Below are 14717 nucleotides of genomic sequence, written 5' to 3' on the forward strand. Positions count from 1 at the left end.
TCTGCCCGCCGCCAGGGATACCCCGAAATGAGAGCCCGGGACCAGGACGGCGTGCGGCCGCCAGCTAGCCCTGCTCGGCGCGGTAGAAGTACATCTCCCGGGATCCCTTGGGAGCATCCCAGCCCTGGGCAAACACCCAGCTTCCGCCGAATTTGAGCAGGCCGCCCCACGCCAGCGACCCACCCTTGTGGACCGCTTTCTGGGTGAAGGGCTCGCTGATGTCATACAGAGCCTGTGCCGCGGAGAACTGGCCGTCGGCGTCGCCGTAGAAGAAGTCCAGGACCAGCTCGGTCCGCTCGCCTTCATTGACGATTGCGCAGGCCACCTCGTGCAGTGAGCCGCCCAGCGGTTCCAGGTCCAGGTACTCCTGCGGCTCAAACGTCCAGTTCACCAGGTCGGAGGACCGCCCAACGTGGGTGGTCCCGCCGCAGCCCTCGGACAGGTACATCAGGTAGTCCCCGCCGATCTTGACGGCTTCGCCGCGGGCATTTCGCGGGATGACGGCCCCTTTGGCCCAGTAGCGCGAAATCTCGTGCGGGACCGCCAACCCGAGCTTTTCCCAATGGATCAGGTCATCGGACACGGCGACATTGATGTCGCAACCAACCTCGCCCAGGGGATAGGCATCGGAATTCTGGCCGGCCAGCTGGTCGCTGCCCTCGATCGTCCAGATCCCGTTGTAGAACATGTAGTACCGGCCATTGGCCTGGTACACCTTGGGATCTTCGCAGCCAAGAATCTCGTTGTCCATCGTGGGATAAATCACCGGATTGGAAGGGTTGTCCTGCCACCCGGTTTCGGGATCGAGCACGGCGACGCCGATGCGGCTGGAAACTGATTCCTTCCGGGGAGATGCACGGTAGAACAGGTAGAGCTTGCCGTCCCGCTCCATGATGGAGGGATTGAAGATCGAATCCGCCGTCCAGCCGATGCCGGTGGGGTCCTCCCAGTCCTGGACCTGCCGGAAGGATAGGGAATCATCCTTGCGGAACGGGCCCACTGCCCATTCCGGGCGCTCGGGGTACTCGGCGGAGAACTGCTCGGTGGAGATGGTATCGGTCAGCGGGTTGCTGAATGCGAGCGCTCCCTCGTAACTCTCCAGCAGTGCCTGCGTGGTGATTTTCTGCATCTGGGTTTTCCTGTTCTTGATGTTGCGTGCTCCTGCTGGCCGGCGGCAGCGCGGACGGCGGTGCTAGCTGGCGGCGGGAATCCGGTCCAGCTTGGCGACGCCGATCTTCGAATCAGCCATGCCGTAGAAGACAAACAGCTGCTCGCCGATCTTCTCGATCGCGGTCGGGAACACGACGTTGGGCACGATTCCGGACATCTCGTCCTCGGTCTCGGGTGCCAGGAGCGGCTTGTCGCTGCGGGCGATCACCTTGGAAGGGTCATCGCCGTCGAGGATCATTGCGGCCGCGGTGTAGTTGACGTTCTGCTGGTGGTCGAACGCGGACTTCGCGAGCTCGCCGGAGACGCCGTGGTGGATCAGCAGCCAGCCTTCGTCCACGCGGATCGGGGCGGGGCCCCCGCCGATCTTCAGTTCCTCGAACGGGAACTCGCTCAGGGCCACGAGCCGGTGCTTGGCCATGTGCACGAGGTTGCTGATGTCCTTCTCCACGTCCGCGACCGTAACGTAGGAGATCCAGATGCCGGGGCGGTTGTCGGTGACGCCGTCGGGCAGGTGCTCCCCCTCGCCCTCGCGGATCCAGCCGAGGTCCCACATCGGGCGGTGCAGCATCGCGTAGGAGGGCACGCCGTCGGGGTCGTTGACCGGCTCCGGGAAGAACACGGCGTCCTTGTTCGGGAAGAGGTTCAGGTCCATCGACAGGTCGGCCTGGTAGCCGAAGAGGCACGGGCCCAGGCGTTCCCAGTTGCGCAGGTCCTCGGAGTAAGCGAAGGCCAGGCGCGGACCCAGCGGGCCGTAGGCGACGTAGGTCATCAGGTGCTTGCCGAGGCTCGGCACCCAGGTGGTGCGGGGGTCCTCGGTGCCGGCGTTGTTCAGGCCGCGTTCCCAGCCCTCGTCGGGGGCCAGGACGATGCCCTCGCGTTCGACGCCGGTGGGGATGCCGTCTTCGATAACCACCCTGGCCAGTCCCACGCGGGAGACATTGCCCTTGGCCACCAGGCGCGGTAGCAGGTAGAGCTCGCCGTCGGCGCCGCGGCCGCTGGCCGGGTTGAGCACGCCCTCGGCCTCAAATTCGTTGCCCGGTTCCGGAGTCATGACGACGCCGGCACGGGTGAGGGTGAACGGGACGGTGGGGAGTGCGGAAGTCTGGGGGGAGGTCATAGGTTAACCCTTTACGCTGGAGCCGATATTGGTGGAAATGAACTGGCGCTGGAAGAAGATGAAGAGTGCGACGGCGGGTGCGGCGAGGACGCAGGCGCCCGCCAGGATGGCGCCGAACGGGTTGGACGCCGTCGCGGAGATGTTGGAGATGTAGTTCGCCAGCGAGACGGCGAGCGGCTGGATGGACTGGTCCTTGGTCACGAGGAACGGCCAGAGGAACTCGTTCCACGGCCCGATGAAGGTCAGCAGGACCGCCGTGACAATCGCGGGTTTCACCAGCGGGATGGCGATCTGCCACAGGATCCGGAGTTCGGAGGCGCCGTCGATCCTGGCCGCCTCGAAGAGCGTGGAGGGCAGCTGCATGAAGTACTGGCGGAAGACGAACACGGCTGTGGAATTGATCGCGAAGGGCAGGATCATGCCCAGGTACGTGTCCGCCAGGCCGTAGTCCCGCACGATCATCACGTACAGCGGGATGAGCAGCAGCTGGAACGGGATCATCTGCACCAGCAACATCATGCCGAACACCAGCCCTTTGCCCCGGAAGTGCATCTGCGCCAGGGCGTACCCCACCAGCAGCCCGAAGACCACGGTGAAGAAGATGACGCCGCTGGTGAAGATGCCCGAATTGACCAGGCCCTTGAGCAGGTTGATGGAGTTGTTGATGTTCGCGTAGTTCTCGCCGGTGATGTTCGCCGGGTCGGGGAACGCCCCGGCCACCGAGGTGTCCGGTGAGGTCTGCAGCGAGCCGATGAACATGTAGTAGAACGGGAAGAGGAAGACGAACGCGCCCACGGCCAGCAGCACGAAACTGCCCGGGCCGAGGCTCCTGCGTTTGTCCACGCGTGAGGCGCCGGCCGCCTGCTTGCCGAGGCGGGGGCCGCCGGGCCGGCGGGCGCCGCCGTCGTTGCTGTTGTTGCTCCCGCGGTTTTCATCGTTGGGCGCAGCTGCCTTGTTGAGGATCGACATGTCAGTCCTCCTTTCCGCCCACGAGGCGTTTCTGGATCAGGGCGATCAGCAGCACGCCGATCACCAGCACCACACCCAGTGCGGCGGCCAGATCGGGATTCCCCTGCAGGATGCCCATCTGGTACATCAGGAACACCGGTGAGGTGGACGCTCCGTCCGGACCGCCGCCGCCGGTGAGCAGGTACGGTTCCGTGAACAGGTTGGCGCCGGTGATGGTGGCCAGCAGGGTCACCAGCACGCTCGCCGAACGGACGCCGGGAACGGTGATATTCCAGAACTGCACCCACTTGCTGCCGCCGTCCACCGAGGCGGACTCGTACAGCTCGTCCGGGATGTTCTGCAGCGCCGCCAGGTACAGCAGGATGAAGAATCCGAGCTGCTTCCAGGTCACGAACAGCGCCACGGTGGGCATCGCCAGCCAGGAGTTCACGAGCCACGAAGGGTTCGGGGCCAGCGGCCCCAGCAGCGAGTTGACCAGGCCGTTCTGCTGGAACAGGAACAGCCAGACCCCGACGACGGCGACGCTCGCCGTGACGTACGGGACGTAGTAGCTGACCCGGAAGAAGGTCTTGAGCCTCGTCACACGGTTCAGGGCGTTGGCCAGGACCAGGGACAGGCCCACGGTCAGCGGGACGTTGATGATCAGGAAGATGCCGATGTTGAGGAACGATCGCTGCACCGCGGGGTCCGACAGGACAGTGATGTAGTTCTCCAGGCCCACGAACGGGCGGTCAACCTTGACCCGCGGCGCGGTGAAGAAGTAGTCGTGGAAGGAAATGTAGACGGCGTAGCCGAGCGGAAAGGCCAGCACGCCCAGGACGTAGATGATGTACGGGGCGCTGAACAGCAGGCCCAGGGGCTGGCGGCCAAGGAGGTTCTTGCGCTTCCTGGCCGCCGGCCGCCGGTCCCTTGGCCCCCGGTCCCCTACCCGGGAGGTGCTGTCCCCTGCGGCGGGGGCGCCGTCAGCTGAGCGAAGTGACATGGGGGTTCACCAGCTACTTCTGGGCTGCCAGTTGGTTGATCTTCTCGGCAGAGCCCTTGAACGCGGCGTCGATGCTTTCGTTGCCGAAGATCACGGACTTGGCATAGGCGGTGCGGAAGGTCTGCCAGACCTCAACGGAGTTGGGCACGTTGGGCACCTCGACGGTGCGGCCGGCCTGCTCCGCGAACTGCTTGTAGAGGGGGTTCTTGGCGAAGTAGTCCGCGTACGTGGCCGGGAGGTCCTTGCGCATCGGCATTTGGCCGGTGTCGGCAAGGAGCTTGCCGTCCTGTTCCTTGCTGGTGGCGAACTTCATGACTTCCCAGGCCGTTCCCTGGTTCTCGCACGCGGAGTACATCGCGACGTTCTTCGCGTCCGAGAACGTGGAACCTTCGGTCTGGGCCTGCGCGGCCGGCACGGGCACGGCACCCCAGTTGACCTTGTCCTTGTAGGCGGCGATGGCCCACGGCCCGGCCAGGGACATGGCGGCCTTGCCCTCGGCGAAGGAGTCACCCTGATAGACCTCCTTAGAAGCCAGGTTTTCCTTGTAGAGGGTTTCGAACATGGTCGCTACCTGTTTGCCCTGCTCGCTGTCGAAGGTGGCCTTGCCGTCCTTGATGAGCGGAGCGCCCCCGGAGTTGGCCGCGTAGAAGGGGTAGAAATCGAACCACGACTGGAAGAAGTCACTGGCCGGGGACGGCCAGATTGCGTTGGCCGCGGCTCCGGACTTCACCAGGGTGCGGGCGGTGTCCAGGAATTCGGCCTGCGTGCCGAGCTTAGGGTGCTCGGCGTCCAGGCCTGCCTTGGAGAAGAGGTCCTTGTTGTAGAACAGGACCACGGGATTGGACTTCCAGGGCAGCTGGTACATCTTGCCGTCGCCGGACTTGTACTGGTCCGCGAGGTCGCCGGTGCGGTCCTTAATGTACTGGGCGCCGTCCGGGAAGGAATCCAGCGCGACGAGTCCGCCCTGCTTCTGGAACTGGGGAACGGCGACGGGAGCGGTGTTGAAGACCAGGCAGGGGGCGTTCCCGGCGGTGATGGCGGCACCGATGACTTCCTCGGAGCTCTTGCCGGCCGGGATCTCCTGGGCATCGATCTTCTGGTCCGGGTGGGCGGAGTTCCACGACTCCACCATGGCCTTGCCCCACTTGACCTCGAACTCGTTGTTCGAGTACCAGACCTTGATGGGTCCCTTGGCCGTGGCGGCCGAGTCGGCGGTGCCGCCGCTGGCGCCGCCGCCGCAGCCGGCCAGGCCCGCCCCCATGATGGTCAGTGCGGCCACGGACAAAACTCGCGTGGCAATTGAAAAGCGCTTCATTGCGTCTCCTTGGGAGGGTTTGCTGACGGATGCGTGCCAGGTTGGGGGTTCATGCGGGAAGAGAAATGACGGTCAGGGGTGGGCTTTCGGTTCGGTCGACGGCCCCGGTCAGGCCGGGGCCGGTCCCGTGGAAGCCCGGACCAGAAGACGGGGCGCCGGGAGGACGGTGTCCTCGCCGGGGTGGGCCCCCGCCAGCTGGCTGAGGAGGACCTGGGCCGCAACCCGGCCCCACAGCATGGGGTCGGTGGCCAGGGTGGTGAGCGGCGGGTTCAAGTACTGGGTGAACTCCGCGTTGTCATAGCCGGTGACGGACAGGTCCCCCGGGATGCTGAGCCCCAGGGACTGCGCATACGACTGCCCGGCGGTGGCCATGAGATCGTTGGCGTAGACGATGGCCGTGGGCCGGTCCGCCCGGCGGAGCAGTTCGGCCGTGGCGGCCGCTCCCCCCGCCGCGGTGAAGTCGGCGCCGGCGAAGAGGTCCGAGGGGAGACCGGCAGCGGCCAGCGCATCCTCCCAGGCCTTGCGGCGGCTCCGCCCATGGATGTACTCCTGCCCACCGCCCACGTGGGCGATCCGGCGGTGCCCGAGGGTCACGAGATGCTCCACTGCCGCGACGATGCCGGCCGATTCATCCACCGACACGGCCGGAAACGGCGAGCTGGCGTCCGGCCGGTTCAGTGTGACTGCAGGCAACTTGAGCTCGAGCAGGAGCGGAATGCGGGAGTCGTTGCGGCGGACATCGGTGAGGATCACGCCGTCGACCCTGCCGTTGTCCACCAGCTTGCGGTAGCAGCGTTCCTCGGCCCCCGGCGCCGTGGCGACGCTCAGCACCAGGGTGTAATCGTGCTCGGCGAGCGCGGTCTCGATCCCGGCGATGACGGCCGGGAAGAACGGATCGGTTCCCAACAGGGAAGGGTCCCGGGCCACCACGAGGCCCAACGCGTAGGCCTTGGCCGAGGACAGCCCCTTCGCGCGGAGGCTTGGTTTCCAGCCGAGGTCCTTGGCCACCTTAAGGATGCGCTCCCGGGTGTCCGGGCTGACCCCGGGCTGACCGTTTAGGGCGTAGGACACGGCACCCTTGCTGACGCCGGCCGCCTGGGCGACATCGCTGATGGTGACTGCCATGGGGGCCGTTCCTTTCGGATATGGTCCTGAGGCAGCTTCCTGCACTGAACCGGTTAAGTGATGTCAACTACTAAACCGGTTCAGTTGTGGTTTGTCAAGGATTGGCCGGCGCACCGCGCTGGCCGCGCCGCTTCAGCAGCCGGGCGGCCTGTACTCGTAGGTTCCCGCGTCGGCCGCGCCGCCGCCCTGACAGTCGCCCTTCTGGTTGGCCGGCCTGCCGTCCAGGTCCATCGGAAACGGGCTGTCCCCGGCACGGTCGATGGCCGGGCTAGCGCTGGAAAGGTGGAGATCGCCGGGGGCATTCACAAACTCGGCCGGATCGGTCGTGGAGGTGGCGCTGGGAACGATGTTGGTGGGGCCGTTGAGGACATTCTGCTCCTCGGTCCAGCCGGTGCTGTCCATCCACAGGGCGTTACGGACTGCCACGAGGATGTTCCCCCTGATGACGGTCGAGGCCGGGCACGAGGCGTGGCAGACGACGGCCTGGGAGTCCGGCCCGTCCAGCCAGACGGTGTTGTATTCGAACGTCGTGCCGTTGGTCGGGCCGAAGGAGGACGTCCTGCCGCGCGCGATCAGCCCCATGGCCTGGGAACAGTTGGGGCCGCAGGTGGCCCGGACCAGGTTGTAGCTGTAGGTGTTGCCGTCGGCGGTGCCCCCGCGTCCACGCCCCAGCTCGGAGAAGACGTTGTTGTCCACTGACACGTTGTGGTGGATCCTGTTCCGGTTGCCGTTGAAGATCTCGAACGCGCTGCCGTCGTGGCCGAAGTCGTAGGACAACGCGGTGGAGCCGGTGATGGTGTTGCCGGAGAACTCGTTGTCGCTGCCGTTGATCAGGAAGCCGAAGGCGCCCGAATCATCGGTGCACTTCACGGCCGTCGCGGTGCCGCACCGCGCCCCCGGGGTGTTGACGTTCATGATGTTGTTATCCGCGAGGGTGTTGTTGGCATAGGTGCCGAAGTCGGAGCCCTCGCTCACCTTGATCCCCGCGGCATTGTTCCTCGCGGCGGAGTTCCGCACGGATCCGTGGTCGCCGTAGACGCTGAAGCCGGCGTAGCCGCACGATTCGGCCCGCAGGCCGTCCACGGTGATGTAGTCGCCGTCGAGCCTGACGCAGGTGCCCGCCAGTCCTCCCGTAATGGCGGGCGGATCGCCGCTTCCGTAGGCATTCAGGGTGATCTTGAGCCGGCCGGCGCCGCTGTTGCCGACCACGAGGCCCCCGGAGAAGACGTCCCCGCGGCGAAAGCTAACCGAGTCCCCGGGCCGCAGTATGGTCGCGTTGACCTTGTCGAGGGTTTCCCAGGCGGCCTGGGGCGAGGTCCCGTCGTTGGCGTCGTTGCCGTCCGCCCCTACATAGTAGGTTGCCCCCTCGGCCGACGCCGGCACGGTAACGCCGCCGAGCATTCCCCCCAGGAACAGCAGGATGAGCAGCGTGGCGGCGGCTGTGGCCTTGATCTTCATGGGTGCACCTGGGTTTTCGCCGTGTATCCGCGGATCCGGGCACCACCGCCGGCCGGCGGACCACATCGGCACCCTGAGGGGCTTAAGGCTAAGAGCGGGTCGGCACTAAGTCAACGGACAGCCCGCAATGTTCTTTTTTGCTACTTGACGTTCTTTATTGTGCGATTATGATTGCTAATTATGTGAGCTGCTTCACGCCACCCGCGTTATTTCAAAGGAGAAATTATGACCATGCATGAAGACGCACTGCTCCGGGCCTCCAGCCAAGGCGGGTGGGACCGGAGGACGCTGCTGAAGACATTCGGCGCCGGAGCAGTCGCGATGGCCGGCATCCCCCTGCTCACAGCCTGCACGGGCGGCAGCGCCCCTGCCAGCAGCGGCGCCAACACGGCCACCTTCGGCTCCGGATCCTCGGACGAGGTCCCCAAGGCCGCCTACAAGGCGGTGACCGACGCCTTCGAAAAGAAGTCCGGCATCAAGATCACCACCAACGTGGTGGCGCACAATGACTTCCAGAACAAGATCAACACCTACCTCCAGGGCAGCCCGGACGATTCGTTCACGTGGTTCGCCGGCTACCGCATGCAGTACTACGCCGGCAAGGGACTGTTGGCCCCGATCGACGATGTCTGGGAAAAGGTCGGTGGGAACTACTCGGAGGCCCTGAAAAAGGCCTCGACCGGCGCGGACGGCAAGATGTACCTGATCCCGAACTACAACTACCCCTGGGGCTTCTTTTACCGGAAGAGCCTCTGGACGGAAAAGGGCTACACCGTCCCCACGACGTTCGATGAACTGAAGGCCCTCGCCACCAAGATGAAGGCCGACGGTCTGATCCCGATTGAGTTCGCGGACAAGGACGGCTGGCCGGCCATGGGCACCTTTGACTACCTGAACATGCGCCTGAACGGCTACCAGTTCCACATGGACCTCACCGCGCACCGGGAAAGCTGGGACCAGAAGAAGGTCAGCGATGTCTTCGACACCTGGAAAGCCCTGCTGCCGTTCCAGAACCCGAACGCCCTCGGCATGACCTGGCAGGACTCGGCGAAGTCGCTCGCGGACAAGAAGTCCGGCATGTACCTGCTCGGGTCCTTCCTGACCCAGCAGTACACGGACAAGGCAATCGCCGACGACATCGATTTCTTCCCGTTCCCCGAGGTCGCGGTGGAAGGACAGGACGCCATCGAGGCACCGATCGACGGCCTCCTGCTCTCCAAGAAGGGCGGCCAGAACCAGGCCGCCAGGGACTTCCTGGCCTACGTCGGCACCCCGGAGGGGCAGGACGTGTACGCCTCCGTTGACTCGTCCAACATCGCCACCGCCAAGGGAGCGGATACCTCCAAGTTCACTCCGCTCAACAAGAAACTGGCCGAGGCCATCAGCGGCGCCAAGAACATCAGCCAGTTCTTCGACCGCGACGCCCTGCCCGCCATGGCCAACAACGTGATGATCCCGGCCCTGCAGTCCTTCATCAAGGACGGCAACGTGGATGTGAAGAACCTGGAAGCCCAGGCCAAGTCCCTGTACGCCGCGCAGTAACGGCGTGTCCCGCATTACCCCCTGTATTTCCCAAGGCAAGGAATCTCCATGAGTGTCTCTACCAATCCGCGGGCGCGGGGGCGCCAAGCAGTTCCCGCCCCCGCGCGGCGGGTTCGGCGGCTGTCCCGCCGTGACAAAGTGGTGCTCGGCCTGATGGTGGGCGTCCCCACGCTGATCCAGCTCGTCCTGGTCTGGATCCCCACGCTCATGTCGGTCGGGCTGTCCTTCACCCGCTGGAACGGGCTGGAGCTGACCGACATCAAACCCGCCGGCGTCGAGAACTACCAGTTCATCGCCCAGGACTACCCGCCGTTCTGGCCCGCCATGCAGCACAACGTGCTGTGGCTGGCGTTCCTGGCGCTGGTCGCCACTCCGCTGGGGCTGCTGCTGGCGGTACTCCTGGACAAGAACATCCGTGGCACCAGGATCTACCAGAGCATCTTCTTTGCCCCGGTGATGCTCTCCCTGGCCCTGATCGGGATCATCTGGCAACTGTTCTACAACCGTGACAGCGGCCTCCTGAACTTCCTCCTCGGCACGGCGGGCACGCCCCAGGCCGTCGACTGGTTCGGGGATTCCAGCGTCAACATCTGGGCGGCCCTCTTCGCCGCCACCTGGCGGCACGCCGGTTACGTCATGATCCTGTACTTGGCCGGACTCAAGGGAGTGGACCCCACCCTGCGCGAAGCGGCCCAGATTGACGGCGCCAACGAGGTCCAGACCTTCTTCCGGGTAATCTTCCCGGCCATGCGGCCGGTCAACGTCATCGTCATCGTCATCACCGTCATCGAATCGCTCCGGGCGTTCGACATCGTCTACGTGATCAACCGCGGCACCAACGGCCTGGAACTCATCAGCGCCCTGGTCATCCAGAACCTTGTGGGCGAGGGGCAGGTGATCGGCATCGGCTCGGCACTGGCTGTCATCCTGCTCGTCATCTCGCTGATCCCCATCACCTTCTACCTCTCCCGCGCGTTCGGAAAGGACAAAGAGGCATGAGCATCGCCCATCCAACCGATGCCGCCGCCGCAGGCACCCCGGCCGACGCCGGGCGCCGCAGTTCCGGCGCCGGCAGCACCGGGCCCCGACCCGGCCAGCCCGCCAACAAGCAGGGCAAGCGGCACTACGGCACCCACGCCTTCCTGATCGTCATGGCCGCGATCTGGCTGGTGCCCTTGGGCTGGGCCATCTTCACAGCCCTCCGGCCCAAGGCGGACACGGACAAATACGGCTACTTCAGCACCGGCGGCGCCTTCAACTTCGACAACTTCACCCAGGCCTGGACGCAGGGCGGCTTCGCCCAGCTGTTCTGGAACTCCGTGCTCATCACAGTCCCGTCCGTACTCCTGATCCTCTTCTTCGCCTCCATGATGGCGTTCGCCGTCAGCCGGGTGAGCTGGAAGTTCAACATCACCCTGCTGATCATGTTCACCGCCGGCAACCTGCTGCCCCCGCAGGTGCTCGCGGCCCCGCTCTTTGAAATGTTCAAGCACTTCGAGCTACCGTACGCCGTCAGCGACTCCGGGAACCTGCTCAACACCTACATCAGCGTGATCGCCGTGGACACCGCCTTCCAGATCGGCTTCGTGACCTTCGTGCTCTCCAACTACATGAAGGCCCTCTCCCCCGAGCTGACCGAGGCGGCCCTGGTGGACGGCGCCGGCGTCTGGCGCCAGTACTGGGACATCATCCTGCCGCTGTGCCGCCCTGCCCTGGCCGCGATGGCAACCCTCGAAGTGATCTTCATTTACAACGACTTCTTCTGGCCCCTGCTGTTCATCCAAAGCGGCGACCGCCTCCCGGTGACCACCGCCATCAACAACCTCCAGGGCCAGTTCCTCTCCAACTACAACCTGATCGCCGCCGGTGCCATGATTACGGCCATTCCGGCCCTGGTCATCTACCTGCTCCTGCAGCGCCATTTCGTGGCGGGCCTGACCCTCGGCTCCAGCAAAGGATAAACGTGGACAACAACAACGAGAGCAATCACTTAGCGATGGACTACATCACCGCCCGCCTGGGTTCTGAGGGTTCCCCGATGCTGGCCTTCGGCGGCGACTACAACCCGGAGCAGTGGCCCGAGGAGACCTGGGATGAGGACGTCCGGCTGATGCGCGAGGCCGGCGTCAACCTGGTCAGCGTGGGCATCTTCAGTTGGTCCCTGCTGGAACCGTCCGAGGGCGTCTACGAGTTCGGCTGGCTGGACCGCGTCCTGGACCTGCTGCATGCCAACGGCATCCGGGTGGACCTGGCCAACGCCACGGCCTCCCCGCCGCCCTGGTTCAGCCACAAGTACCCCCAGTCGCTGCCGGTGACGGCCGACGGCGTCCGGCACAGTTACGGTTCGCGGCAGGCTTTCGCCGCCTCCAGCCCCGAATACCGCCTGGCGGCCGCGGCTCTGACCGAGCAGATCGCCGTCCGGTACAAAGACCATCCCGCCGTCGTGATGTGGCATGTCCACAACGAGTACGGCTGCCACAACCAGCCGGACTTCTCCGACGGCGCCGCCGCCGGCTTCCGCGCCTGGCTCGAACGCCGGTACGGCAGCCTTGATGCGCTCAATGCCGCGTGGGGCACCGCCTTCTGGTCCCAGCGCTACACGGCCTGGGATGAGATCCTGCCGCCGCGGACCTCCGGGACCTGGGTCAACCCGACCCAGCAGCTGGACTTCGCCCGCTATTCCTCCGACGAGCTGCTCGAGTGCTACAAGGCCGAGGCCGCGATCATCCGCTCGCACTCGGGGCACCCCGTGACCACCAACTTCATGGGCTTCAACATGGGCCTGCACCAGCCTGTGGACTACTGGCGCTGGTCCGAGGAGATGGACGTGGTCTCCAACGACCACTACCTCATTGCCGAGGACGCACGAAACTTCCAGGAACTGGCTGCGACCGCGGACCTCACCCGCGGCTGGGCCAAGGGCAAGCCGTGGCTGCTCATGGAGCACTCCACCTCCGCCGTGAACTGGCAGCCCCGCAACATCGCCAAGGCGCCCGGCGAGATGCTGCGCAATTCCCTGCAGCACGTTGCCCGCGGCGCCGACGGCGCGCTCTTCTTCCAGTGGCGGGCCTCCCGCGCCGGCGCCGAGAAGTTCCACTCCGGGCTGCTGCCGCACGCCGGCACGGACACCAAGGTGTGGCGCGAAGTGGTCCAGCTGGGCCAGGCGCTGCGCAGCCTTGCCGAAGTCAGCGGCTCGGTGGTTACAGGTGCGTCCGGCCGGGTGGATGTCGCCATCCTCCACGACACCGACGCCCGCTGGGCCTCGGAACTGGACTCGCACCCGAGCGTGGACGCCTCGAACATCGCGGAAACCCGGCGCTGGCATGATGCGTTCTACCGCGCCGGGATCCCCACCGACTTCCGCCAGAGCACCGAGGACCTCTCCGGCTACCGGCTCGTCGTCGCGCCGATGCAGTACCTCATCAGCGATGCCGGCGCCGCGAATCTGGAGGCGTACGTGCGCTCCGGCGGCCACCTCGTGGTGACTTACTTCTCCGGTATCGTGGACGAAAATGACCACATCAGGCTTGGCGGCTACCCCGGCGCGTTCAGCACCCTGCTCGGCGTCCGGATGGAAGAGTTCTTTCCGCTGCGAGCAGGCGAAAGCGTCCGGCTCGGCGGCTTCGGCTCGGGCACGCACTGGAACGAGCTGGGCCGGGCCACCACCGCCGAGGTCCTCGCGGCCGTGGTCGAGGGACCGGCCGCCGGTTCCCCTGCCGTGACCCGCAACCGCGCCGGAAGCGGCCGTGGCTACTACGTCGCCACGACGCTCGCACCGGAGGGCCTGGGCGAACTGCTCACCCTCATCTGCGCCGACGCCGGCGTGCAGCCGCTCGTCCCGGATCTGCCGGACTATGTCGAAGTGGCCCGGCGCAGCAAGGACGGGACCGACTGGACGTTCTGCATCAACCACGGTGCCCACGACGTCCGCCTGCCGCTGGACGGCGTCGACCTGCTCACCGGCGCCGAGCTCGACGGCGGCCTGGGCCTCCCGGCCGGAGGTGTCGCCGTCGTCCGTTCACGTGCCGCCCAACTTGTCGGCACGTCCGCCAGCCACTCAAACCAGTCCAGCCTTCCAAACCAGTCCAGCCTTCCAAACCACTCCAGCCTGTAAGGACTCCACATGCTAGCCGCAGCCCGCCATACCGCCATCCTCGCGGAGGTCCAGCGTGAACGGATCGTCCGTGTCGCGGACCTCGCCAAGATGCTCGGCGTCTCGCTGATGACCGTGCGGCGGGACATCGAGTCCCTCGACGCTGCAGGCTCCGTGGAGAAAATCCACGGCGGGGCCAAGCTTCCCGGCGGGGCCGGCACCCACGAGCCCGGCTTCGAGCTGAAGGTGACCCAGCTCAAGGACGAGAAGATGGCGATTGCGCAGGAGGCGGCCGCCCAGGTGCGGGAGGGCATGGCCGTGGGGCTCAGCGCCGGCACCACCACGTGGGCACTCGCGCAGCTGCTGTCCGCAGGGCCGCGGATCACGGTGGTCACCAACTCGGTGCGGATCGCGGATGTCTTCCATCAGAGCTCGTCGGCGTCCACCGTGATCCTGACCGGCGGCGAGCGCACACCCTCCGATGCCCTCGTGGGGCCGCTGGCCACCTCCTCGCTCAGGCAGCTCCACCTGGACGTGCTGTTCCTGGGCGTCCACGGTGTTGACGCAGACGCTGGGTTCACCACCCCGAACGTGCTCGAAGCCGAAACGGACCGGGCTTTCGTCACCGCGGCCCGCCGCGTTGTGGTGCTGGCCGACCACACGAAGTGGGGCACCCTGGGCATCAGCACGATCGCCAGCCTGGAGGACGCTGACGAACTCATCAGCGACGACCACCTCGGCAGTGAGGCCCGGCGCATCCTCGGCGAGCGCGTCGGGCGGCTCCGCCTGGCCAGCACCGGCGTCGACCAGCGCAGCGCCGTTGATCCCGCCGCCGCCAGCCCTGCTGCCACCGCAGGCTGACCCGCACGGCCCCCGCCCACCCCCAACCACTACGCCTGGAGCTACCGTGAACAACCCGGACCTCACCCTTGCCGCCGAGACCCGC

At 66.0% G+C, this 14717-nt stretch carries 12 protein-coding genes; 5 read left to right on the top strand and 7 right to left on the bottom strand.

Going from position 1 to position 14717, the window contains the following annotated elements; genetic code table 11:
• Positions 1 to 64: 64 nt before the first annotated feature.
• The 7 genes from ACFVTM_RS21975 to ACFVTM_RS22005 form a co-directional block, all read right to left on the bottom strand.
• A complete protein-coding gene (locus ACFVTM_RS21975; RefSeq protein ID WP_390206268.1) occupies positions 65 to 1129 on the bottom strand; it encodes a hypothetical protein in 1065 nt (354 codons plus the stop codon).
• Between the two features lie 63 nt (positions 1130 to 1192).
• Positions 1193 to 2287, bottom strand: a complete 1095-nt coding sequence (locus ACFVTM_RS21980) for a glycosidase (protein WP_390206269.1) — start codon at positions 2285 to 2287, stop codon at positions 1193 to 1195.
• A gap of 3 nt (positions 2288 to 2290) precedes the next feature.
• Entirely contained in the window at positions 2291 to 3256 is a 966-nt protein-coding gene (locus ACFVTM_RS21985) for a carbohydrate ABC transporter permease (RefSeq protein WP_390206270.1), read from the bottom strand.
• 1 nt (position 3257) lies between these two features.
• Positions 3258 to 4238 carry a carbohydrate ABC transporter permease gene (locus tag ACFVTM_RS21990; RefSeq protein ID WP_390206271.1) on the bottom strand — a complete coding sequence of 327 codons (981 nt, stop codon included), beginning with the start codon at positions 4236 to 4238 and terminating at the stop codon, positions 3258 to 3260.
• Positions 4239 to 4251: 13 nt separating this feature from the next.
• Positions 4252 to 5553: an extracellular solute-binding protein gene (locus ACFVTM_RS21995; protein ID WP_390206272.1), complete on the bottom strand. Its 1302-nt coding sequence runs from the start codon at positions 5551 to 5553 to the stop codon at positions 4252 to 4254.
• Between the two features lie 108 nt (positions 5554 to 5661).
• Positions 5662 to 6678, bottom strand: coding sequence for a LacI family DNA-binding transcriptional regulator (locus tag ACFVTM_RS22000; RefSeq protein WP_390206273.1), 1017 nt, complete (start codon positions 6676 to 6678; stop codon positions 5662 to 5664).
• 132 nt (positions 6679 to 6810) lie between these two features.
• Positions 6811 to 8136 (bottom strand): hypothetical protein, encoded by a 1326-nt coding sequence (locus ACFVTM_RS22005; protein WP_390206275.1) that lies wholly within the window; start codon positions 8134 to 8136, stop codon positions 6811 to 6813.
• A gap of 225 nt (positions 8137 to 8361) precedes the next feature.
• Between ACFVTM_RS22005 and ACFVTM_RS22010 the strand changes: the two genes are divergently transcribed.
• The 5 genes from ACFVTM_RS22010 to ACFVTM_RS22030 are packed head-to-tail and all read left to right on the top strand — an operon-like array spanning position 8362 to position 14632.
• Entirely contained in the window at positions 8362 to 9678 is a 1317-nt protein-coding gene (locus tag ACFVTM_RS22010) for an ABC transporter substrate-binding protein (protein ID WP_390206277.1), read from the top strand.
• A gap of 48 nt (positions 9679 to 9726) precedes the next feature.
• Complete coding sequence (locus ACFVTM_RS22015; protein WP_390206278.1) at positions 9727 to 10677, top strand: carbohydrate ABC transporter permease; 951 nt, start codon at positions 9727 to 9729, stop codon at positions 10675 to 10677.
• On the top strand, positions 10674 to 11639 hold the full coding sequence (locus ACFVTM_RS22020) for a carbohydrate ABC transporter permease (protein WP_390206280.1): 966 nt from the start codon (positions 10674 to 10676) through the stop codon (positions 11637 to 11639). The genes ACFVTM_RS22015 and ACFVTM_RS22020 overlap by 4 nt, the downstream gene beginning before the upstream one ends.
• A 2-nt stretch (positions 11640 to 11641) precedes the next feature.
• Entirely contained in the window at positions 11642 to 13792 is a 2151-nt protein-coding gene (locus ACFVTM_RS22025; protein ID WP_390206281.1) for a beta-galactosidase, read from the top strand.
• A 9-nt stretch (positions 13793 to 13801) separates the two neighbouring features.
• Complete coding sequence (locus ACFVTM_RS22030; RefSeq protein WP_390206282.1) at positions 13802 to 14632, top strand: DeoR/GlpR family DNA-binding transcription regulator; 831 nt, start codon at positions 13802 to 13804, stop codon at positions 14630 to 14632.
• The last annotated feature ends 85 nt before the right edge of the window (positions 14633 to 14717 follow it).

Origin of the sequence: Arthrobacter sp. NPDC058130 (assembly GCF_042884475.1) — a bacterium.
In the GTDB taxonomy this organism is placed as follows: domain Bacteria; phylum Actinomycetota; class Actinomycetes; order Actinomycetales; family Micrococcaceae; genus Arthrobacter.